Annotated in this window: 24 protein-coding genes; 11 read left to right on the forward strand and 13 right to left on the reverse strand. The window is 63.4% G+C overall.

What is annotated here, in order from left to right:
• Nucleotides 1-73: 73 nt before the first annotated feature.
• From fhmpcd1 to A8950_RS15670, 5 genes are all read right to left on the reverse strand, one after another.
• Nucleotides 74-988, reverse strand: a complete 915-nt coding sequence (gene fhmpcd1, locus A8950_RS15650) for a 5-formyl-3-hydroxy-2-methylpyridine 4-carboxylate 5-dehydrogenase (RefSeq protein WP_133614612.1) — start codon at nucleotides 986-988, stop codon at nucleotides 74-76.
• 89 nt (nucleotides 989-1,077) lie between these two features.
• Complete coding sequence (locus tag A8950_RS15655) at nucleotides 1,078-1,677, reverse strand: glutathione S-transferase family protein (protein WP_133614613.1); 600 nt, start codon at nucleotides 1,675-1,677, stop codon at nucleotides 1,078-1,080.
• A gap of 60 nt (nucleotides 1,678-1,737) precedes the next feature.
• Complete coding sequence (locus A8950_RS15660) at nucleotides 1,738-2,115, reverse strand: RidA family protein (RefSeq protein ID WP_133614614.1); 378 nt, start codon at nucleotides 2,113-2,115, stop codon at nucleotides 1,738-1,740.
• A gap of 35 nt (nucleotides 2,116-2,150) precedes the next feature.
• Nucleotides 2,151-3,278, reverse strand: a complete 1,128-nt coding sequence (locus A8950_RS15665; protein WP_133614615.1) for an LVIVD repeat-containing protein — start codon at nucleotides 3,276-3,278, stop codon at nucleotides 2,151-2,153.
• A gap of 27 nt (nucleotides 3,279-3,305) precedes the next feature.
• Nucleotides 3,306-4,469 carry a cupin domain-containing protein gene (locus tag A8950_RS15670; protein ID WP_208109884.1) on the reverse strand — a complete coding sequence of 388 codons (1,164 nt, stop codon included), beginning with the start codon at nucleotides 4,467-4,469 and terminating at the stop codon, nucleotides 3,306-3,308.
• A 269-nt stretch (nucleotides 4,470-4,738) separates the two neighbouring features.
• On the opposite strand from A8950_RS15670, the gene A8950_RS15675 reads away from it, so the two are divergent.
• The 9 genes from A8950_RS15675 to A8950_RS15715 all read left to right on the forward strand — a co-directional run bounded on the left by A8950_RS15675 (nucleotide 4,739) and on the right by A8950_RS15715 (nucleotide 13,088).
• Entirely contained in the window at nucleotides 4,739-5,515 is a 777-nt protein-coding gene (locus tag A8950_RS15675; RefSeq protein ID WP_133614616.1) for a FadR/GntR family transcriptional regulator, read from the forward strand.
• Between the two features lie 155 nt (nucleotides 5,516-5,670).
• Nucleotides 5,671-7,299, forward strand: a complete 1,629-nt coding sequence (locus tag A8950_RS15680) for a GMC family oxidoreductase (RefSeq protein WP_133614617.1) — start codon at nucleotides 5,671-5,673, stop codon at nucleotides 7,297-7,299.
• Between the two features lie 183 nt (nucleotides 7,300-7,482).
• A complete protein-coding gene (locus A8950_RS15685; RefSeq protein ID WP_133614618.1) occupies nucleotides 7,483-7,941 on the forward strand; it encodes an RrF2 family transcriptional regulator in 459 nt (152 codons plus the stop codon).
• A 56-nt stretch (nucleotides 7,942-7,997) separates the two neighbouring features.
• Nucleotides 7,998-9,038 carry a sulfate/molybdate ABC transporter ATP-binding protein gene (locus A8950_RS15690; protein ID WP_133614619.1) on the forward strand — a complete coding sequence of 347 codons (1,041 nt, stop codon included), beginning with the start codon at nucleotides 7,998-8,000 and terminating at the stop codon, nucleotides 9,036-9,038.
• Between the two features lie 22 nt (nucleotides 9,039-9,060).
• Nucleotides 9,061-9,876, forward strand: a complete 816-nt coding sequence (locus A8950_RS15695; RefSeq protein WP_133614620.1) for a sulfite exporter TauE/SafE family protein — start codon at nucleotides 9,061-9,063, stop codon at nucleotides 9,874-9,876.
• A gap of 20 nt (nucleotides 9,877-9,896) precedes the next feature.
• Nucleotides 9,897-10,796: a Gfo/Idh/MocA family protein gene (locus tag A8950_RS15700; protein WP_133614621.1), complete on the forward strand. Its 900-nt coding sequence runs from the start codon at nucleotides 9,897-9,899 to the stop codon at nucleotides 10,794-10,796.
• 41 nt (nucleotides 10,797-10,837) lie between these two features.
• Nucleotides 10,838-11,587, forward strand: coding sequence for an SDR family NAD(P)-dependent oxidoreductase (locus A8950_RS15705; RefSeq protein WP_133614622.1), 750 nt, complete (start codon nucleotides 10,838-10,840; stop codon nucleotides 11,585-11,587).
• A 171-nt stretch (nucleotides 11,588-11,758) separates the two neighbouring features.
• Nucleotides 11,759-12,385: a bifunctional nicotinamidase/pyrazinamidase gene (pncA, locus tag A8950_RS15710; protein ID WP_133614623.1), complete on the forward strand. Its 627-nt coding sequence runs from the start codon at nucleotides 11,759-11,761 to the stop codon at nucleotides 12,383-12,385.
• A gap of 28 nt (nucleotides 12,386-12,413) precedes the next feature.
• Nucleotides 12,414-13,088 carry an endonuclease/exonuclease/phosphatase family protein gene (locus tag A8950_RS15715; RefSeq protein WP_133614624.1) on the forward strand — a complete coding sequence of 225 codons (675 nt, stop codon included), beginning with the start codon at nucleotides 12,414-12,416 and terminating at the stop codon, nucleotides 13,086-13,088.
• On the opposite strand, the gene cls is transcribed toward A8950_RS15715, so the two are convergent.
• Together cls and A8950_RS15725 are read right to left on the reverse strand one after the other, a co-directional pair.
• Nucleotides 13,021-14,436, reverse strand: a complete 1,416-nt coding sequence (gene cls / locus A8950_RS15720) for a cardiolipin synthase (RefSeq protein ID WP_133614625.1) — start codon at nucleotides 14,434-14,436, stop codon at nucleotides 13,021-13,023. The genes A8950_RS15715 and cls overlap by 68 nt on opposite strands.
• A complete protein-coding gene (locus A8950_RS15725; RefSeq protein WP_133614626.1) occupies nucleotides 14,433-14,726 on the reverse strand; it encodes a hypothetical protein in 294 nt (97 codons plus the stop codon). Before A8950_RS15725 ends, cls begins: the two co-directional genes overlap by 4 nt.
• A 142-nt stretch (nucleotides 14,727-14,868) precedes the next feature.
• Between A8950_RS15725 and A8950_RS15730 the strand changes: the two genes are divergently transcribed.
• Nucleotides 14,869-15,333: a CreA family protein gene (locus A8950_RS15730; RefSeq protein WP_208109885.1), complete on the forward strand. Its 465-nt coding sequence runs from the start codon at nucleotides 14,869-14,871 to the stop codon at nucleotides 15,331-15,333.
• On the opposite strand, the gene A8950_RS15735 is transcribed toward A8950_RS15730, so the two are convergent.
• Nucleotides 15,330-16,241 (reverse strand): TauD/TfdA dioxygenase family protein, encoded by a 912-nt coding sequence (locus A8950_RS15735; RefSeq protein ID WP_133614627.1) that lies wholly within the window; start codon nucleotides 16,239-16,241, stop codon nucleotides 15,330-15,332. The genes A8950_RS15730 and A8950_RS15735 overlap by 4 nt on opposite strands.
• Nucleotides 16,242-16,416: 175 nt before the next feature.
• On the opposite strand from A8950_RS15735, the gene A8950_RS15740 reads away from it, so the two are divergent.
• The gene (locus A8950_RS15740) at nucleotides 16,417-17,160 is read left to right on the forward strand and encodes an SDR family NAD(P)-dependent oxidoreductase (protein ID WP_208109886.1); all 744 of its coding nucleotides are present in this window, start codon (nucleotides 16,417-16,419) and stop codon (nucleotides 17,158-17,160) included.
• On the opposite strand, the gene A8950_RS15745 is transcribed toward A8950_RS15740, so the two are convergent.
• The 5 genes from A8950_RS15745 to A8950_RS15765 all read right to left on the reverse strand — a co-directional run bounded on the left by A8950_RS15745 (nucleotide 17,157) and on the right by A8950_RS15765 (nucleotide 21,878).
• On the reverse strand, nucleotides 17,157-17,864 hold the full coding sequence (locus A8950_RS15745) for an ABC transporter ATP-binding protein (RefSeq protein WP_133614629.1): 708 nt from the start codon (nucleotides 17,862-17,864) through the stop codon (nucleotides 17,157-17,159). The two genes, A8950_RS15740 and A8950_RS15745, sit on opposite strands and share 4 nt — an antisense overlap.
• Nucleotides 17,864-18,598 (reverse strand): ABC transporter ATP-binding protein, encoded by a 735-nt coding sequence (locus tag A8950_RS15750; RefSeq protein ID WP_133614630.1) that lies wholly within the window; start codon nucleotides 18,596-18,598, stop codon nucleotides 17,864-17,866. Before A8950_RS15750 ends, A8950_RS15745 begins: the two co-directional genes overlap by 1 nt.
• The gene (locus tag A8950_RS15755) at nucleotides 18,595-19,551 is read right to left on the reverse strand and encodes a branched-chain amino acid ABC transporter permease (RefSeq protein ID WP_133614631.1); all 957 of its coding nucleotides are present in this window, start codon (nucleotides 19,549-19,551) and stop codon (nucleotides 18,595-18,597) included. The genes A8950_RS15750 and A8950_RS15755 overlap by 4 nt, the downstream gene beginning before the upstream one ends.
• A complete protein-coding gene (locus A8950_RS15760; protein WP_208109887.1) occupies nucleotides 19,548-20,384 on the reverse strand; it encodes a branched-chain amino acid ABC transporter permease in 837 nt (278 codons plus the stop codon). The genes A8950_RS15755 and A8950_RS15760 overlap by 4 nt, the downstream gene beginning before the upstream one ends.
• Nucleotides 20,385-20,564: 180 nt before the next feature.
• Complete coding sequence (locus tag A8950_RS15765) at nucleotides 20,565-21,878, reverse strand: ABC transporter substrate-binding protein (protein WP_133614633.1); 1,314 nt, start codon at nucleotides 21,876-21,878, stop codon at nucleotides 20,565-20,567.
• Nucleotides 21,879-21,976 lie beyond the last annotated feature (98 nt).

Below are 21,976 nucleotides of genomic sequence, written 5' to 3' on the forward strand. Positions count from 1 at the left end.
TGCAGAGTTCAGTTGTCATCTTGCGGCCGGATCTCGGGCTCCCGCCGGTACTTCCTGGTTCCTCCCGCCCGTCTTATTCCTGCAATATCCGCCGTACCGCCACCAGCTTGCGCGCGCGCTCGTCGCGCAGAGCTGCGATCCCTTCCGGCGTATAGTCGTAGATACCACCGCCGGTCTTCATGCCGAGCCTGCCCGCAGCGACGCGCTCGGTCACATAGGGTGCCACGTCGGCACGATCACACAACTCACGATTCAGATAGGAACCGACGGCGTTGTAAATGTCGAGACCAGCCATATCGAGGAGCGACATGGGGCCAACCACGGCCAGCTTGTAGCCGATGCCCCAGGATACGCAGGTATCGAGGTCTTGCGCGTCTATAACCCCCCGCTCCACCAGATCGACGCATTCGCGCATCACGGAATAGAGCACCCGGTTCTCGACGAAACCCGGCACGTCCTTCCGGATGACGACCGGCAGATGGCCAATGCGACGCGCGAATGCCTTCATCCAGTCGACGGTGTCCGGCTTGGTCTCGCGGCCGGCGATCACCTCTATCATCGGAATGATATGCGGCGGATTGGACCAATGCATGCCGACGATCCGGCCAGGGTTTGCCATGCCGGCCTGGATGTCGGTGATGGGAATGCCGGAGGTATCGCTGGCCAAGATCGCGCCATCGCCGGCGACCCGGCAGATCGCCGTGAAGATCTCCCGCTTGAGTTCCAGCTTCTCCGGCACGTTCTCGATGACGAGATCAGCCCCGGCCACGGCACGGTCGAGCGATTCGACAATGCCGACCGAGCCACCCGGGACGAGGTTAACGCCGAGCTTCTCCAGCACCTGCGTTGCCATGTCGACCATGGCCGGCGCCCTGGCGCACTGCTCGGCACTGAGATCGAAGGCAGCGACGGTCAACCCAGCCCGCGCCAGCGTCGCGCAGATTCCAGGTCCCATGGTGCCCAAGCCGATAACGGCTGCCTTGGTCATGCCGCCCCCAGACGGAATAGAGCCAGATCCTGTTCTTGTTTCTTCTTCGTCGGCGGTCTTTTTGCCGCCTGCGGAATTCCGAACCTGCGTCAGCCGATGGCCTTCTTGAAGGCCGGGCGCGATGTCACCTTGTCGCGCCAGGCGCGCAAGGAGTCGAGGCCCGGCAGATCGACCGGGAAATCGAGACAGCGATGTACGATGGGCCCGAGGCAGACATCTGCCAGCGAGAAGTCATTGCCGGCAAGGAACGGCCGGCCAGCGGTTCCCCTGGCGAGGATTTCCAGTTGCGCCCTCAGTTCCTTGGCATCGGCATCGAAACTGGCCCCACGTTCAGCGGCCGGTTTCTTGGATTCCTTGAAGATCGCCACATAGGGAGCGTTCAGCGAGGCCAGCAGCCAGTCCATCCAGCGCTCGACCTGCGTCCGCGCGACGAGATCGGTCGGATAGAGTGCGCTTTTATGCTTGGACGCCAGGTAGCGCAGGATTGTGTTCGATTCCCAGATGACCGCATCACCGTCCACCAGGGTCGGCACCTTGCCATTCGGATTGAGGGAGAGATAGGTCTCGTCCTGGGTATTGTTGAACTGGCGACCGTAATCCTCGCGGTTGTAGGGCACACCCAGTTCCTCCAGCAGGAACAGAACCTTCTGCACGTTGCCCGACGTGGAACGGCCCAGAACTCGCAGCATCTCTCTTCTCCCTGTCACGGCGGAGACAAACCGCCGGTTCGATTTCTACCCGATTTCGCCTCAGCGCTTCGGCTTGTAGGCGACGGCATCCATCTCGATTTTGCACTCGATCACCGCGCGCGCCTCGACGGTGGTGCGCGAAACGCGACCCTCCGGGAAGTACTCGGCGAAGACCCTGTTGTAGCGACCGAAGTTGCGCGCGTCCTCGAGATAGACGGTCACTTTCACGACGTCGCTCAGATCGGCGCCGTCCTCGGCCAGGATGCGCCGGATCGACTCGATCGTCCAGCGTGTTTCCTCCTCGATATTACCGTGGCACATATTGCCGTTCGCATCCTTGGCAACTTGTCCCGATACAAATATGAAGTCGCCCGCACGGACCGCCGGATGGAATGGCAGATTGGGGTTCTTCTTGCCGATGGTGGTGATATCGCTCATTTCAGATCCCCGTTTCTTCCGTCAAGCCGTTCAAATCAGAGCACCGAGGTTTCGATGATGTCGACGCCGCGCTGCCGGTCGATCAGATAGCACAGACCGCGATCATCGATGGTGACATCATTGGATGATGACAATTCGAACCCCTTCGGCGGATCCGGCTCATAGAACGCCACTTCCCTGGGGTTGAAGGGATCGGCAATGTCGAGAATGCGCAAACCCTGCGCGAACCAGGCAAAGGGGATGGTCGTTCCCTTGAACCGCTCCGAAGGCTGGTGGCAACCCATCATCGGCGGCTGCGGCGCCCCGTCCCTGTCAAGCCCCTCGACCTGGAAGGTCGAGATGGGAATCGGGCAATGCTCGTTGGTGATGTCGTAGATCCAGGTAAAGGCAGGCGCTGCCGGCCACAGTTTTGCCACGTCCTCATCCGCAACCACCATGATCCTGCGCCCCTTCAGGGGTTCCGGGATCGGCAGGCAGGTATGGGTCGGGTGCGGGAAGGTAGGCGAGGTATTGACCGCGGAGATCAGCTGCGGCTTCGCCATGTCGGCGATGTCGAGAATGAAGAAGCCATGATGCCAGTAGCTGACATAGAGCCGGTCGCCCATGCGCAGGGGATGATGGCACCGGGGTGGCGTCCAGTTGTCCCAGGGATATTCCTCGCCGCCGGCTTGCCACTGCCCCGGAATCCACCAGCGTCCGACCTCTTCCGGCTTCTCCGGATCCTTCAGATCGAGGATCATGGCGATATTGCCGACATATCCTTCCGCGGTCGGCGAGATATAGGCGTAGCGGCCGTCAAAATCGTAGCGATGCACACCCTTGCCATGGGTGCGCCATTTCGAGATCAGGCGCGGATTGGCGGGCCTGGAGACATCATAGATGCCGAGCCCGCCACCGAATTCGGCATCGCCTTCCATGCCCTGGCGCTCGTGATTGACCACCATGATTCCGTTGGCAACGCGCACCTTGTGCGAGTGCCAGCCCACCGGCATGTCGATACGGGCCAGCGTCTTCGGATTCTTCGGATCGGAAACGTCGACGATGGTCGTTCCCGTCGGTTGGCGCATGTGGCCGATATAGAGAATGTTGCCATCGATCCAGACCTGACCACCACCGGGGCAGTCGATATTGGCCAACAGCTTGGTATTCTTCGCGCGTGCCATAATTTCCTGTCCGTAGCGAAGCCGCGCCTAGGCAAGCTTCACAATGTCGCCGTTCTGGTTTCTGCCGTGTTTCTGGTAGAAGGCGAGCGCCTTCAGCGCCGGCTCGTCGCTGGCCACGAACAGGATTGCCGGGTCGCGATCCGACGTATTGACGTGCTGGCACCAGGAAGCACCCGGCACGGCCACCGTGTCGAACTGGTTCCACTCGATCTTCTGGTCGTTGACGATGCTGTAGCCCTCACCCTCGAAGGGGGAGATCACGAGGCTGGCGCTCTGCTTCAGGGGCAGCGTCCTTTCGCCAGGCCGCAGCATCTGCATGAAGAAGGTGATGGTCTTGAATACCGGCTGGCCGCTGGTCGGGTCGACATACTCGATCATGATACCTTCATGCGGGTCGCCGTCCCAGTCGCGGAACCTTTCTAGCGCCTCGCGCATCATGTCGTAGCGATAGACATACATCGGCGATGCCGCGCCGGCACCGCGATGATGCGAGACGAAGCGCGGCAGCAGGCCGCCATGGCCATAGACCATCTGGGAATAGGTCGGCGGAAAGCGCTCCGACTGCATCTTGCGCGCGACCCGGATGCCCTCTTCCTCCTCCGTGTAGTCGTGCTCGAAATACATGCAATTCATGGTCTCGGCCAGGGGCAGGTCGAGGACCGAGAGGTTGATGGCGTTGTCGTCACCCTGGTTGCCGTGATTGTGCCACGTGTCATGGGGAGTCAGCACCAGATCGCCCGGTCCGAAGGTGATATTCTCGCCCTCGACGCCGGTGAAGTTCTGCTTGCCGGTTAGGCCAAGGCGGATCGCGTTCGGCGAATGCCGGTGTGGCGGCATGATCTCGCGCGGATCATTCAGCCGATAGGCGACATACATGTTGGTGGTGGTGGCGCGCTTCGGCGCCAGCCCGGGATTGACCAGGACAAGCGAGCGACGCTCGGAGCTTTCGGTGGTGATGAGTTCGGCCGAGCGGTAGAGCAGCGGTTCGATCTCGGACTTGTACTTCCATGAAAACGGGATGGCCTTGCGCTTGTCCATCACCTGGCGGTCTTCGTCGTTCTTGACGGTACGGTCGACCACCCAATAGCCGGCCATGTTCGCCTTCTCGACATCGGCGTGTAACTGGTCGAGCGCCGCTTGGAGATTGCTACCCTCGAGCCGGGCGCCGGTCTTGCCTTGTGCCGACATCATCACCCTCCGCTATTCGCCGTTCCGAACCAATTCGGCATTGGTTCGTTTCCCGGGCGTCCTTCTGGCCGAGAACGTAACCATTTCTTTCCGACAGCGTCAACGGGAAGTCGGAGCCAGATCGGGCGCCAGCGTTGTATCCAGCAGATTGCGGCCTAATGGTGCGACAATTGTCGCAGTCTGCAGATCGTGGTATCAATTGTCGGAACATTGGTACCAATGCTTCCCCTGTTGCCCGCCTTTGAAAGAGAAAGCCGGTTCCGGAACACTGCATGGAACGCGTGGACCCAACCTTGAGCAAATTGCGGCGCCTGATCGCGCGCCAGGAGGCCGATTCGCGCGTGCCGCCGGAGCGGACCCTGGCGCTCGAACTCGGGGTCGGGCGGCGTTCGCTGCGCCGCGCCCTCGATGTGCTTGAGCAGGAAGGCCAGATCTCGCGACATCAGGGCCGCGGCACCTTCGTCAGCCGCCAGCGCAATGGCGAAAACGGCTCCGGCCGCAATGGCGGCGGGCTTGCCGCCGTTGCGGTGGCCGCCGAGAGAGTATCTCTCGGCGCCCTCGCCGATGCTGCGGTGACCGGCGCCTTCGACGGCATTCTCGACCATACCAATCCGCTGGAAGTTATCGAAGTGCGGCTTGCTATCGAGCCGGTCATGGCCCGGCTTGCCGCCTTTCGCGCCTCGCAGACCGAGATCAATCGCCTCCAGATCCTGGTCGAGGAAACGCGCAGCGCCAGCGACACGATCAGTTATCAGGAGGCCGATTCGCGCTTCCACCGCACGATCGCCGAGATCGCCCGCAACACGCTGTTCCTTGCCATCTACGATACGCTGCAATCGAGCCGGCGCGACAGCGGCTGGCAGCGCCTCGGCGAAAATGCCAATTGCTACAAGCGCCAGGCGGTCTATGCCGATTTTCACCGCGACATCGCCGCGGCGATCGCGGCGCGCCAGGGCGACCGCGCCCAGGAACTGATGCAGCAGCACCTCAGTGACGTGCAGCGCTATATCTTCCAGCACGCCTTTCCCGCCGGCAGCGCGCAGCAATAGCCGATTGCCGGTACCAGCCGCGGCGTCCAGGTTCAGCGCCCGGGCGCTTGTCGCCCCGCCTTGCCCGTGTTAACGATTGGTAACGGCAAAAGCCGGATTGGTTCACATTCCGCCGGATGGCGTGAACCATTTTTGCGCAAACAGGGATGGCGGTCATGGCGCGGGCTTCGGAATTCGATTACGTCATCGTTGGCGCCGGGTCTGCCGGCTGTGTGCTCGCCAACCGGCTGAGCGAAGACGGCGGCGCATCGGTTCTCATCCTGGAGGCCGGCGACTGGGATCGAGATCCCTGGATTCATATCCCGCTGGGCTGGGGCAAGATCCTGCAGAAGCGGCTTCATGACTGGATGTATTTCTGCGAGCCGGAGCCCAGCGTCGACGGACGTGCCGTGGAGTGTGCGCGCGGCAAGGTAGTTGGCGGCTGTTCCTCGACCAACGCGATGGCCTATGTGCGCGGCAACAAGGGTGATTTCGACCGCTGGGCTGCGGCGGGACTTGCCGGCTGGTCCTATGACGATGCCCTGCCCTATTTCCGCAAACAGGAAAGCTGGGAGGGTGGCGCCGATGCCTATCGCGGTGGCGACGGGCCGCTCGGCACGCAATTCTGCCATTACCAGGATCCGCTGCTGGAAAGCTTCGCCGAATCCGGCAAGCGCGCCGGGCATGCCTGGACTGCGGACTACAACGGCGCCAGCCAGGACGGTTTTGGCCGCCTGCAGATGACCATTCGCAACGGCCGCCGCTCAAGCTGCGCCACCGCCTATCTGAAGCCGGCGCGGTCGCGCGGCAACCTTTGCATCGAGGTGCGGGCGCTTTCCACACGCCTCGTCATGGACGGCCATCGGGCCGTCGGCGTCGAGTATGTGCAGGACGGCGTCACCCGGACAGCGCGGGCGGGGCGCGAGGTGATCCTGGCCGGTGGCGTGGTCAACACGCCGCAATTGCTGAACCTTTCGGGCATCGGCGATCCCGCGGAGCTGCAACAACACGATATTCCAGTGCGCGTGGCGCTGCCGGGGGTCGGCAAGAACCTGCAGGACCACGTTTCGGTGATCCTGATGTACCACCGCAAGGAACCGGGGCCGTTCCTCCCCATGATGCGCTACGACCGCATCGCGCGGGAACTTGGCAAGGCCTATTTCCTCGGCACCGGTTTTGCCGCCGATGTGCCGGGCGGCATCACCGCCTTTCTCAAGAGCCGCGACGATGTTCCCCTGCCCGACATCCAGTTCCTGCTAACCGCAGCTCCACTGGGGGCCTATCCCTACATGAAGCCCTTCAAGCAGCCCTTCAAGGACGGCTTTGCCTGCCGCATCGTCATGCTGCATCCGGAGAGCCGCGGTGCCGTGACCCTGCAATCGGCCGATCCAGCGGCGCATCCCAGGATCCTGCAACGCTTCATGTCGACGGATAGCGACTGGAAGGCCCTGCGCGCCGGTGTGCGCCTGGCGCGCGAGGTGGCGGCGCAATCACCGATGCGGCGCTTCATCGAGCGCGAATTCTTTCCCGGCGGCGACAAGGATGCGGATGCCGAGATCGACGCCCATATCCGCAAGACGTCGATCACCGTCCACCATCCGCTTGGCACCTGCAAAATGGGCACGGACGCTGATCCGCTGGCCGTGGTCGACACCGCGCTTCGCGTGCGCGGCGCCGAGAGCCTGCGCGTGGTCGATGCCTCGGTGATGCCCGACATGATCACCGGCAACATCAACGCCGCCGTGGTGATGATCGCCGAACGCGCTGCCGATCTGATCCGCCACGGTCGGGCGATGGCGCACTGAACCTTGTTGCTCGAATGGTTCCAGCCGCCTTTGCATCGGGGATCGCAAATCCACTGGCACCCGGCGGACAGCTTGGCTATTGTCGCCCCACTTTCGGGTGGCTCACGGAAAATTTCCCCTGAAAATCCTTGACATTTTTGGACGCAACGCTCAATTCTCTAGTAACCCTATCGAGATTTGAGCATGCTGTCCCAAAAAGCCAAATACGCCATGCGGGCGCTGATCTATCTGGCCAAGGCCCGCGACAATCCATCGGATTCGAATCCTGTCGGCATTGCCGAAATCGCCGCAAAGCAGGCAGTGCCGCGCAAGTTCCTGGAGCTTATCCTGCTGGAACTGAAGCGCCATGGCCTGGTGCAGAGCTTCCGCGGCAAGCGTGGCGGCTATGCCCTGGCCACGCCGCCCGAGAATATCTATTTCGGTGATGTCATTCGCCTGATCGACGGTCCGCTGGCGCAGTTACCCTGCGCTAGCCTTACCGCCTATCGGCGCTGCAGCGATTGCGAGGACGAGGCCACCTGCGCCATCCGGCACGTCCTGAAGCAGGTGCGCGACGCCTCCTCCGGCATTCTCGACCGCACGTCGCTGTCCGATGTGCTGCTGGGGCGCTCCGCCGGCATGACGATGGGCGACGGCATCTGACACGCGGCATCGAAGCAAGCTGCGGCACTTCAGCTTGAACAGAAAGGTGGCTCGCCATGAGCTTGCAGATCAAGGATATATCCAAGCGCTTCAACGATTTTGCGGCGCTCGATGGAGTGAGCCTCGATATCGAGAAGGGCGAGTTCGTGGCACTGCTGGGGCCGTCGGGCTCCGGCAAGACCACCCTGCTGCGAATCCTGGCCGGGCTGGAGCAACAGGATGCCGGGCAGATCCTGTTCAACGATCTCGACATGACCGGGCGCAAGCTGCGCGAACGCCAGGTTGGCTTTGTGTTCCAGCATTACGCGCTGTTCCGCCACATGAGCGTCGCCGACAATATCGCGTTCGGCCTTGACGTTCGTCCGCGCGGGCAACGGCCCGACAAGGCCGAGATCAAGCGCCGGGTCGATGAACTGCTCGGCCTGGTCCAGCTCGATTCCCTCGGTGGCCGTTTCCCGAGCCAGCTCTCCGGCGGCCAGCGCCAGCGTGTGGCCCTGGCCCGCGCGCTCGCCATCGAACCCTCGGTCCTGCTGCTCGACGAACCGTTCGGTGCGCTCGACGCAAAGGTGCGCAAGGATCTGCGAAAGTGGCTGCGGCGCCTGCACGACACCATGGGGTTGACCTCGGTTTTCGTGACCCATGACCAGGAAGAGGCCCTGGAACTGGCCGACAAGGTGGTGGTGATGAACCACGGCCGCATCGAACAGGTGGGTTCGCCGGAGGAGGTCTACCATCGCCCCGGCACGGCCTTCGTCTACGAATTCCTGGGCGGTGCCAACCGCATTCCCTGCACGGTTGAGGGCGGTCGCATCCGGGTTGCCGGAACCTATGTCGCGGCAGGGCAGCCGGCGGACTTCACCCAGGGCACCGGTATCGCCTATGTGCGTCCGGAAGAAATCGTCATCAGTTCGGAAGGCGTGCCGGCGATCGTGCAGCAGATCTTCCGGGCCAGCGCATTGCCGCGGGTGGAGGTGCAATTGGCAGACGCGCCCGTTTCGCTGGATGTCGCCCTGCCGCCCGAATTCGCGCAGATGGCACTCGCCCGGGGCCAGCGAATCTCGCTCCAGTTCCGAAAACTGAACGTCCTGCCGGCCTGAGCCGGCGACGGTAAATGGCGCCATGTTCGATTACGATATCCTGCTCCTTGCCGGCATGCTTGCCCTGGCTGGCTGCTTTTCGGGGTTTCTGGCGGGATTGCTCGGCGTCGGCGGCGGCATCGTCGTCGTCCCGGTCCTGTTCCATGTGCTGGGCGCCTTCGACGTGCAATTCGACCTCCGGATGCATATCGCCATCGGTACGTCGCTGGGCTCGATCGTGCCGACCTCGATCATCTCGCTGCGCTCTCATCATCGTCGCGGCGCGGTGGATTGGGGGCTGCTGAAGCAATGGGCACCCTGGATCGCCGTCGGCGTCGTTATCGGCTCGGTCCTCGCCAGCATCGCCAAGGGTGCCACCCTGACGTTGATCTTCGCGGTCATGGCCCTCGTCATCGCCAGCTATCTGGCCTTTGCCCGCAGCGACTACCACCTCGCCAAATCGCTCCCCGTGGCACCCTGGCGGCAGGCGATCTGCATCGCCATCGGCGGCTTCTCGGCCATGATGGGTATCGGCGGCGGCAGTTTCACCGTGCCCACCCTCACCCTCTGTTCCTATCCGATACGACGCGCGGTCGGCACCGCCTCGGCGGTCGGACTCATCATCGCGGTGCCGGGGGCGATCAGCTTCGTCGTCACCGGCTGGGGTCTCGCCGGCCTGCCGGAAACGTCCCTGGGCTATGTCAACATGCTGGCTGTCGCAATGCTGGTGCCCGGCAGCCTGATCTGTGCGCCGCTGGGCGCCCGCGTCGCCCATACGGTGCCGGGGGGTATCCTGCGCAAGTTCTTCGCCCTGTTCCTGCTGGCGACATCGATGCGCATGTTCTATTCACTGGCCTGAGTCTCAGGTGTGGAGGGTTCATGAAGACCTATCGTTTCGGCATCGTCGGGCTTGGTGTGATGGGACGTGAAATGGCGGATTTGCTGGCGGCACATCCACGCTTCAGCGTTGCCGCCGGTTTCGACCCGGCACGGCCGCAGGTATCCTTTCCCCAATTGCCGAGCGCCGAAGCCGTCATTGCCGACCCGGCCGTGGATGCGGTCTACACGGCGACGCCACCGCGGGTACATGAGGAAGTGGTTCGCCTGGCGGCCAGACACCGCAAGCCGATCCTGTGCGAAAAGCCGCTTGCCCACAGCATCGCCTCCGCCCGCGCCTGCCGCGATATCGCGGCCGAAGCCGGCATTCCGGCGGCCGTCAATTTCAGCTTCGCCGCCCGCGACGTGGCGCTGCGCCTCGGCTATGTAGTCGCCAGCGGCCAGCTTGACCACCTGACCGGTATCAGCCTGCGTGCCCGCTTCGCGCAATGGCCGCGTTCCTGGCAATCGGGCGCCGGCGCCTGGCTTGCCGGCGCGGAGGAAGGTGGCTTCACCCGAGAGGTCGTCTCGCATTACATCTTTCTCGCCAACCGGCTGTTCGGTCCGGGTAAATTGCAAAAGGCGCTGGTCACACGCCCGGCCCACGGGACGGAAACGGCGCTGGTGGCCGAGATCAGCCATGGCGATCTCGTCTTTCACCTCGATGCCGCGATCGGCGGCGACCGGGATGACGACATCCGATTTGCCGTCACCGGCTCGAGGGGCGAGGCCGCCATCGTCGACTGGCAGCACCTCGAATTCACAGGAGAAGCCGGCCCGCATTACCCCGCCTCGGCACCCCTCGACCATCTCGCTTTGCTGCTGGACGGCAAACCCAACCATCTTGCGACATTGGACGAAGGGTTGGCCGTCGTGGAGTTGATCGAGGCCATGCTCGCGTGAGCGGAACATGGCGGACTGAGTATCCGGAGGGACAGGGGATCATGACATTCGACTTTACCAATTGCCGCGTTATCGTCACCGGCGGCAGTCGCGGGATCGGCCGCTCGATTGCGCTTGGCTTCGCGCAGGCGGGTGCCGCCGTCTCCATTTGCGCCCGTGGCGCCGCGACGCTGGAAAAGACCCGCGCCGAGATCGCTGCCATCGGAGGCAAGGTGCATGCTGCGACCTGCGATCTCGCCGACGACAAGGCCATTGCCGGTTATGTCGATGCGGCGGCATCGGCCCTGGGCGGGATCGACGTCTTCGTCAGCAATGCCTCTGGCATGGACGAGACCGGTGATCCCTGGAAGGCCTGCTTCGAGGTAGATGTGATGGCGGCCGTGCGGGGCAGTGCAGCGGCCGAGAGGCACCTGGTACAGGCGCCGGCGGGGGCGATCGTCTACATTTCCTCGATCTCTGGCCTGATGCCCTCGGCCGACCAGCCCGCCTATGCGGCCGCAAAGGCGGCCCTCATCCAGTTCACCACTTCCGAGGCCCTGCGCCTCGCGCCCAAGAGGGTACGTGTCAACTGCGTGGCGCCGGGATCGATCGACTTTCCGGGCGGTTTCTGGGACCGCTGCCGCGAAAATGAGCCGGAAACCTACGAGAACGTACGCAGGAGCATCCCCTTCGACCGCTATGGCCGGCCGGACGAAATTGCCAATGCCGTTCTCTTCCTCGCCTCGCCGCAGGCCTCCTGGGTGACCGGCCAAACGCTGGTGGTCGATGGCGGCCAGGTGCTGCGCGGCTAGTATCCCGGCACGACGGCCTGAGCCCTGCAAGGCCGGCCGGGTGGCGAGCGGTGTCGATCGCGGCGGATCGGGTGACAGCCTGCCCATTTTCTCAGCAGTGGCGGAATTGCGACACGCTCGGCTTTCGCTCTATGATCTTGGCCGGACAATTCACTCAGGAGGTCAGCCGAGATGCCTGCTGCACAAGACTGCCTGATCGTCATCGATGTGCAGAACGATTTCTGTCCCGGCGGTGCGCTTGCGGTTAAGGACGGCGACGCGATCATCCCCCTGGTGAACCGCCTGATCGCCGGCCATGAGCATGTCGTACTGACCCAGGATTGGCACCCGCACGGCCATTCAAGTTTCGCCAGCTCGCATGCCGGCAAGGCGCCATTCGAGACCATCGAACTTGCCTATGGCGCGCAGACCCTCTGGCCGGATCATTGCGTGCAGGGCACCAGTGGCGCCGCCTTTCATGCCGGCCTCGATTGGACCCGGGCGGAACTTGTCATCCGGAAGGGGTTCCGCCACGCGATCGATTCCTATTCCGCCTTCTACGAGAACGACCGCTCCACGCCGACCGGCCTTGCCGGTTATCTGCGCGAGCGTGGGCTGGGACGCCTCACCCTGGTGGGCCTCGCCACCGATTTCTGCGTCGCCTATTCGGCCATCGACGCCCGGCGTCTCGGCTTCGAAACGCGGGTCGTCATGGACGCCTGCCGTGCCATCGATCTCGGCGGATCGCTGGCCGGGGCGGTTGCCGATATGCAGAAGACCGGCGTGACGCTGACCGATTCCACCGCCCTTGCCGCCTGAAGGACATGACAGGCGCCAGAAACAGCGGATGACTGCGCCACTCAAGGTCATCTCCTGGAATCTTTGGCATCGTGGCGGCGCCGTGGTCGGCGACCTTGCCGACCTCGTCGAGGCCGAGAGGCCGGACCTGCTGCTGATGCAGGAAGCCAAGCAGCCGCTGGAAAGCCTGGTGCATTTCGTCGGCGGAACGCTGCACTGGCAACCGATGCAGCGTCGGGTTTATGGCCTTGCGGCCTGGTCGCCGCACGACGTCGAGAGCCCCTATTCCGTGCCACTGCCGGTTTCGCCCTTCCCGCTGCGGGTACCGCCACGCCTTGCCCAGCTTCTCTTCCTGGACGGCATTGCCTTTGCCAATGTGCATCTTTCGCACGGGCAGATCCTCAATCGACGCCAACTCCTGGCGGTCGCCCATGCAACCGAGGGACCGACCGTCATCATCGGTGATTGCAACGCCATCGGCGCCATCCGCATCCCCGATTTTGTGGAAGTCGGGCCGCGGAGCGCCACCCACCGCCTGCAAACCCGGCTCGACCGCTGCCTGGTCCGGTTTCTCTCCTGCAGTGGAAGCCGCGTACTCGCACGCGGACCGTCAGATCATCATCCGATCGAGGTGCTGATCGAGCCCAAGCCCCGCACTACAGATAGGGCAGCAGGAGCCGCGCCGCGGCATCGCGCAACCGGATCGAAAGTGAGCGTCGACTGAGGCCGCGCAAGGTCAGCCGACGTCCCTGGCGCCGCATGACCTGCTGTTCGATCAGCCTGGCAAAGTCGCGGTCATAAACCTCGAGGCTGATCTCGAAATTGAGGCGCAGGCTACGCACATCCCAGTTGGCGCTACCGATCAGCGACCATTCGCCATCGATCGACAGAAGCTTGGAGTGATCGAAGGGCCGCGGCGCCCGCCAGATGCGGCAGCCGGCCTCCAACAGAGGCGCCACATGCGCCCGCGTCGCCCAGTCGACCAGCAAGTTGTCGGATGACTGGGGCAGTACGATGTCGACTGCAACACCGCGCATCGCCGCCAGCATCAGCGAAGTCACAAGGCGCTCCTCAGGCAGGAAATAAGGCGTCACCAGCGCGATCGAATGGCGGGCGCAGTTGATTGCCTGCTGCAGAAGCAGGCTGAGCCGGGCTGGATCCTGATCCGGCCCTGAGGTGATGACGCGCGCCTCGGCTGTCCCGGCAGGTCCAAGCTGCGGGATCCAGCTTTCCCCGCTGAGTTCCTCGCCGACGGCAAAGTACCAGTCGGCTGCAAAGGCCTCGGCAATCTGCGTTACCGCCGGGCCGGTGACGCGGAAATGTACGTCGCGTATGGGATGTGGCGGATCGCTGCCCGGCAGGTGGTCGATGCTGATATTGAGGCCGCCGACAAAAGCCATGCGGCCGTCGACCACCAGGATTTTCTTGTGATTGCGGAGATTCAGGAAACCCATGCGCCAGGGCCGGAGAGAGTGCAGGAACCTCGCAACCTCGATTCCATGCGCGCTCATGGCCCGATAGGCCGGCGAAAGGAGATAGCCGCTACCGACGCCGTCGACAATGACCCGGATGGCAACCCCGCGCTCCCGTGCACGCGCCAGGGCCGCGACGAACGACCGGCCAATGTCGTCCATTTCGAATATATAGCTGGCCAGGGCGATGCTGGTCGACGCGCGGTCGATCGCTTCCAGCATGGCCGGATAGGTTTCCTCGCCGTCGCGCAGCAGATCGATCCGATTGCCCGGTGGCAGCGCGCTCCCCGTCAGGCTGTCGACCGCCAGTTCCAGCGGAGCCAGATGATCGCTGCGTCGTGGTGCATCCGGCAGACGCAGCAGGCGTGGCAGTTCGCGCCTGCTGCGAATGCGATATGCCTTGCGATGGACGCGATTGATGCCGAACAGCAGGTAAAGGATGACTCCGATGCCCGGCGACAGCCAGGCGAGGCCCATCCAGGCGATGGCAGACCCCGCCTCGCGCTTGCGCAGCAATACATGAATACTTACCGCCAGCGCCAGCACGGTGTGCAGGGTGGAGAACAGGAAGGCAAGAGGTGGCGGCAGCCAGTCGCTCATGCAAACCAGTCCGGCCGGCGTTCGGCCAGCCAATTTACGGCCCCATACACACGGCGTCGCAGGACCGGCACGTCCTCAACCAGAAGCAACAGACCCAATGGCAGCATCCATAGGCCGACCACGGGGAGGAAGAACAGGATGCCGCCGGCGACGAAAAAAAGTGCCGCCGGAATGCGTAGCCAGCGCGCAGCCGGCCGGCGCAGGCGGTGGACGAACCGCGCCATCCCGGCCGGCAACCTTTCGACCAGGCGCCGCAACCTGTCTTCAGCGATGGTTTCCTTTGGCGTCATGAGGAGAATGTGGTCGGTTGGCGCTCCGGGTGCAACAGGATCAGCCCCTGTGCGGTTCCCGGTCGCATTGTTATTCTGGCCCTGGAACAAAAGCGGGCCGAACCAGCTTGACGCCCGTGCCCGCCTCAACAGGGAGAGTTGAATGCGCACCAATCGGATGATTTCCGGCCTTGCCCTGCTCCTGATCTGGGGTGCGCCGGCATTTGCCCAGGATCGGATCGGCGAGGTATCCACCACTTGGCGGATGATGAGTCCGAACGACAAGGTGGTGGTAGAACGCTATGACGATCCCAAGGTGGAAAATGCCGCCTGCTATATCAGCCGGGCGGAAACAGGCGGGTGGAGCGGCGCCATGGGTTTCGCAGAGGATCCCAGCCGGTTTTCGATCGCCTGCCGGGCTGTTGGGCCGCTGCGTTTCAAGGACAAGATCGCGCAGGACGAAGATGGCGAGGTCGTCTTCTCCGAAGATACCTCGTTCTTCTTCAAGGAATTGCGGGTAACCCGTTTCCTCGACACCGAAAGGAACGTCCTGGTCTATCTCGTCTGGTCGACCCGTCTCATCGACGGCTCACCCTACAATGCGATCTCCGTCGTACCGATCAACTAGGCGCCCTTGCGGAGCTGTTCGGACCGGCGACCATCGACACTGACCGGGACCTCGCCCGCAATGGTCACACGGCGCATGACGCGGCGCTGGCCGTCGTAATCATTGAGCGCGTAATGCTGGGTCGCCTGGTTGTCCCAGATGGCGACATCGCCCACGCGCCAGTTCCAGCGCACGGTGTTTTCCGGCCTAATAACGTGGCTCTGCAGCAGATTGAAGAGATGGGCCGAATCGACATGGTTGTGACCGGCCATACGCTGGATGAAATAACCCAGCACCAGCGACTTTTCGCCGGTCTCGGGATGGATGCGCACGACCGGATGTTTCGCCTCGTATTGCGCGGAGGCGAAGACCTTCTCGTAATGCGCCTTCTCGGCCGCCGTCATGTTGGTCGCGGTACTGGCGTAGTCATACTTGTTGCTGTGAATGGCCCACAGGCTCTCGGCCAGTTGCTTCAATTCGGGCGACAGATCCTCATAGGCCGCAACCGTACTGGCCCACATAGTGTCCCCGCCATATTCCGGGATGACGATCGAGCGCAGCACGGAATAGCGGGGATAGGCATCAACAAACGTAACGTCGGTATGCCACACATCGGCCTTGCCGTTGCCCGCGGCGGCATCCAGTTCCAGGATGCCCATGGTGCCGGCCTTCACCTTCTCGGTCGGATGCGGCACCAGATCGCCGAGGCGGCCGGCAAAGGCTTCCTGCTGCCCGTCCGTCATATGCCCCTGACCCCGGAAGAAGATAACGCGATAGGCAAGCAGCGCGCTGCGGATCGCCGCCACCGTCTCGTCGCTCAGCGGCCCAGCCAGATCGATATCGCAGATTTCAGCGCCAATGCGGCCGGACAGGCGCCGGATGCTAGGGTTGCCGGCTCTGGCGAGATGGGCTTCGGGCTGCGCACTCACAGGCTTCCCTCCGGTGAAGGCCGATATCTGCCGATCAGGATGCGGCAAAGGCGGGCGGCGGCTTGATGTATCTGGCCATCGGGTGGCATCTTTGATCAAGATCAAGCGACCGGCCCTGCCAGTCTCCTGACTGGCCCGGCCGAGATTCGTCCGTCAGGGGAAGGCAATGAGGTTTGTGAACAAGAAAATCCTGGTCACGGGCGGCGCACGCGGAATCGGCGCGGCTGCCGTCGCGGCCTTTGTGAGCGAGGGAGCGCGGGTCGCCGTCGGCGCCCGCAGCCGGCACAGCTATGATGCGTTCGCTGCCAGCCACCCCGGCGCCAGCATCGTTCCGGCACTGGGCGAGATCGGCAACCAGCGCGAAACAGCGACCATCGTCAGTGGCGCCATCGCCGGGCTGGGTGGACTCGACGTGCTGGTGAATTCCGCCGGTTTCTTCGCGGAAGTGAAGATCGAGGATGTGGACCAGGCGCATTACGACCGCACCATGTCAACCAATGTGGCCGGCACCTTCTTCGCCATCCAGGCCGCCCTCCCGGCGCTGAAGGCAAGCGGCGGCTGCGTCGTCAACCTTGCCTCCGATGCCGGCATCATCGGCTATCCGCTGGGGTCGATCTATTCCGCTTCGAAAGCGGCGGTCGTCAACATGACCCGTGCCATGGTGCTGGAACTGGCGCAGCAGGTCCGCATCAATTGCGTCTGTCCCGGCAATGTCGATACCGACATGATCCGGCAGGCGGCCGAGGCCAGTGGCGATGCCGGCAAGTATCTGAAAGCCGCCCATGACCGCTCGCCCATGAAGCGCATGGCGACGCCGGAGGAAGTGGCGGCGGCAATTCTCTATCTCGCCTCGCCCGAGGCCGGCTTCGTCAACGGCGCCATTCTTTCGGTCGATGGCGGCGGGGTGTGCGGCTTCTAGCCCTTGACCCCGACGCCGACATACTGATGCAGCAATCTGGGGTCGTCGCGCAGACGATCGGGCGTCATCACCTCGGCGACGCGGCCGTTCTCGATGAAGGCGATTCGGTCGGCAACATGGAGGGCCGATTCGACGCGCTGCTCCACCAGGATGGTGGCGACCCCCATTTCACGCAGGGTGCCGACGATCTCGAGGATCTTCGCGATCATGATCGGCATCAGGCCTTCGGTCGGCTCGTCGAGCAGCAAAATCCGTGGTTCGAGGCAGAGGGCGCGCGCCGTTGCCAGCATCTGTTGCTCACCGCCGCTAAGCGTACCCGCACGCTGGCCGAGGCGTTCTCGCAGGACCGGAAAGAGATCGAGTACGCGCGCACGCACGTCGCCGCCGCGCCTGCGCGCCAGCAGGCCCATCTGCAGGTTTTCCTCGACGCTGAGTTCGGCGAACAACCGCCGGCCCTGGGGAACATAGCCGATGCCCTGCTTCGGCACCTCATGCGGCGGCAGCGCTGTCAGATCGATATCTTCGAGCGAGATCCGGCCGGTCCGTGGCTTCATCTGGCCGATGACGGATTTCAGGATTGTCGTCTTGCCGGCGCCGTTACGCCCCAAGAGGCAAAGGATCTCGCCCGGATTCAGGTCGAACGTAACATCGCGCAGCACCTGCACGCTGCCATAGAACACATTGATGGCATCGACCTTAAGCATCACGTTCCCAGATAGGCGCGCTGGACTTCGGCGTGGTTCATGATCTGGTCCGGCGTCCCCTCCGCCAGCAGGGCGCCGTTGTTCATGACAGTGATGCGCTGGGCCAGCGCCATCACCACATCCATATTATGTTCGATCAGCAGGATCGTGGCATCCATCGCGATCGACCGTACCAGAGCACAGAAATCCGCGATCTCCTGTTCCGACAAACCCTGAGTCGGTTCGTCGAGGATCAGCAGCTTCGGCCGCAAGGCAAGACCCATGGCAACTTCCAGCAGGCGCTGATGGCCATAGGCAAGCTCGCCCGCCAGTTCCTGCGCTCGGGAGGCCAGGCCGACCCGCTCCAGCGCCGCATCGACGGCCTGCGTCACGGCCCGGTCATCGAGCCCGCGCCAGAGCGGCTGGTCACGGCTTGCCGCGCGCTGCGCCGCCAGCATCACATTCTCCGCCAGGGTCAGATTGCGGAAGATGCTGGTGATCTGGAAGGTGTAGACAATCCCGCGCAGCACCCGTTCCCAGGGCTTCAGCGCGGTGATGTCGTCGCCGTCGAATTCGATGCGCCCGGAACTGGGTGGCACCCGACCTGAAATCAGGCTCACCAGAGTCGTCTTGCCGGCGCCGTTCGGGCCGATGATGGCACGGATCTCGCCCGGCTCGACGGAAAGATCGACGCCAGCCACGGCGGCAAGGCCGCCGAAGCTGCGACTGAGCGCCTCGGTCCGCAGGAAACTCATGGCAGCCACCGCGCATAACGCTGCCGCAGCGTTCCGGCGAGCCCCTTCGGGAAAAATAGCACCAGCGCGACCAGCACAGCGCCTACCACGATGAGGTAGCTCTGCATCACCTCGCTGGTCTTGTCGATCAGGTAGAACATCAGCGCGGTGCCGATCAGCGGGCCTATGACCGTGCCGATGCCGCCGAGGAGGACCCAGAGCAGCGGCAGGATCGAATACTGGATGGCGGCGAAGCTGGACCCCATATAGGCAAAGAGCAGCACATAGGCGGCGCCCGCTGCGCCCGAGAGCAAGCCGGAAAGCGAGAGCGCCAGCAGCTTGTAGTCGCGGGCGTTGTAGCCCAGCATCCGCGTCCGCTCCTCGTTCTCGCGGATGGCAATCATGACGCGACCCAATGGCGAGCGCACCAGCGCGAGGCAGATCAGCAGGGCACCCGTGAACAGCGAAAGAGCCATATTGTAGCGGGTAGCGGGCTCGGCCAGATCGAGATCGAGGCCGAGGAAACCGAAGCGCCGCGCTTCGGCTGCCAGCACCAGCCCCTCATCGCCGCGCGTCACCCCGTTGAAATAGAGCGTCGCCAGGAAGAAGGCCTGGGCGAACATCATGGTGACGATCATGAAGGCGACGCCGCTGGTGCGCAGCACGATCAGGCCGACGACGAACGCCAGCACGAGAGCGAGCAGCGCCCCGAGCAGGAAGCCAGCCACGGGGTGCAGGCCGAAATAGTAGATCGGCAGACCGGCACCATAGAGTCCGGTGGCGAAGAACATGGCATGGCCGAGGCTCAGGAGCCCGGTATAGCCGATGAGCAGGTTGTAGCCTATGGCATAAGTCGCCAGCACCATGATGCGGGCGACGTTGGTGTGGTGATAGTCCGGCAGCACGAATTGCAGCAGGAACAGCAGCAGGATGACGCCGCCGTGCAACACCCATACGCGCGCTCTGCCTGTCATCTTGCGCGCGCCCCGAAGAGGCCCTGGGGCCGCCACACCAGGACCAGGGCAACCGCCAATGTGGCGATGATTTTTGCCAGCGTAGGCGAGAAGAACATCGAGATGATGCCGTCGCTTAGGCCGATGATGAAGGCGGCGACGACCGTGCCCTTGAGGGAATCGAGGCCGCCGATGATGACCACGATGAAGGAGAGCAGCAGCGGGTCGAGCCCCATCAGGTAGTGCGCCTGCTGCAGCGGCACCACCAGGACGCCGGCAATGGCCGCAAGTGCGGCACCCAGTGCAAATACGGCGGCGTAGACCAGTTTCACCGGCACACCGAAGGCCTGCGCCGTCTCGCGGTCGAACTGCGTCGCGCGCATCACCAGGCCGAATTTGGTACGGGTGATGGCATACCAGACGCCGATCAGCAGCAGGGCCGCGGCGCCGATGACGACCAGCTTGTAGCCGGAATAGCCGAACCAGGGGAGTACGACGCGGAAACTGATCGGCGCCACCACCGGCTGCGCATTGGGACCGTAGAGCGTCAGCACCGATTGCTGCAGGATGTAGAGCAGGCCGATGGTGGCGACGATGGTGGCCTCGGGCTCATAATTGAGGCGGCGCAGCACGAGCGCATCGGCGATGACCGCGATCGCGGCGACGCAGACCGGCGCCGCCAGCAGAGCCAGCATGAACCCCCAGAACGGCAGTTCGGGGATTAGCGCGGTGAAGCCCCAGGCCAGCACCGCGCCCAGCATGAAGAACTCGCCATGCGCCACGTTGACGATGCGCATGACACCGAAGACCAGCGACAGGCCAAGTGCCGTGAGGGCCAGCACGAAGGCGGTCACGGTTCCTTCCATCACAGCAAGAAGTAGATGCGGCCCGAATGCCAAGCGGGAATGTCCTATCTTCGATGAAGTCGGCCCCTCCATGTCATGGCCCGCGAAGGCGGGCCATCCACGAATTCGTCAGGCAGAAAAACTCGTGGATCCCCCGCCTTCGCGGAGGATGACAAGGGAGAACTGGGGCTACAGGGCTTGCTTGGTGTAGTCGGTATCGTTCTCGTACATGCCGTCCTCGATCGAGGTCTGGTGGACGACATTGAGTTTCTGGTTTTCCACCTTCGAGATGAATTGATGGCCGTAGCACTGGTGGCGCTTGCCGTCGAAGGTCTTGTCGCCCTGTGGATGCTCGTTGCCGGCGGCAAAGGTGGTCATGGCCTCGGTGGCCTCGATCAGCTTGGCCCTATCGGCCGGTCCCTGATAGCCGCTGGCCTCGATCGCCTGCTTGATGACGTAGAGCGTTTCCCAGCAACCGAACATGTGTGAATAGGTCGAAATGTCCTTCGGATCAGAAACGCTGGCGCCGTTGGCGTCGACGCCCACCTTCTCGCGGAAGAACTTGTCGAATTCAGTCTGACTCGGTCCGGCATAGCGCGGATTGGCCTCCCAGAAATAGGTGCCGTCGAGGAATTCGAGGCCGGGACTGGCGATGTCGACAGCCTCAAGCGAATCGACGAAGCCGAAGATCTGCGGCCGCTGCGAGCCGAAATGCTCGCCCATTTCCTTGACAAAGGTGAGCACGCCCGGCCCGACCATCACGTGATAGATCACCTCGGTATCGGCCGGGATCTGCGGGAAATATTTCGTGTAGGAGGCTTCCGTCGGCGGAATCGGCAGGAGGGCCGCAATGGAACCGCCCTGCTTTTCGATGGCGGCAGAGAAGAAGTCGCGATGGTCATGGCCGAAGGCATAGTCGGGGAAGATCATGGTGACCTTCTTGCCGAGATTGCCGGCGATCCAGGGCGCCATCGCGCTCACCTGCGAGCGGACATCGGTGATGCCGGGCTGGAAAACGTAGCGATTGAGGGCGCCGGAGGCGACGTGATAGCCCTCGCTCACCACGAAATAGGGCATCTTCAGTTCGCCCGCGCGCGGCGCCGCACCGATCACGACATGGGAGAAGAGCGTGCCGAAGACGAGGTCGACCTTGTGCTGGCTGGCAAACTTCTCGACCACCTCGGCGCCGCGCTTGGGGTCAGTGCCGTCATCCTCGCTAACGAGTTCAATCGGCCGGCCGGAAATGCCCCCCGCCTCGTTGATGAGCGCCACCGCCGCCTGGGTCGTGCGGTCATACCAGCGGCCATAGGCGGCGCCGATGCCGGTGCTGTGCACCTGGAAACCGAGCTTGATCGGTGCACTGGATTGCGCCTGGGCATAGCGCACGAAGCCGGGCGCCAGTGTCAGCGCCGAGGCAGCGCCGGCGGCGGCGCCGAGTTTTTTCAGCGCGGAACGGCGGGTGACCGATTTGGATGATGCCGGTATGGGGGACTTCGGATTCATGTCGCAACTCCCTGTCTTGAGCGGACGGTTTTGAGCGGATCGCTCGAATCACTCAGCCTCGTTTGGTCTTGTGGGCGACCATTTGTGTACAAATAAAA

The organism is Dongia mobilis, assembly GCF_004363235.1.
GTDB classification, from domain to species: Bacteria; Pseudomonadota; Alphaproteobacteria; order Dongiales; family Dongiaceae; genus Dongia; species Dongia mobilis.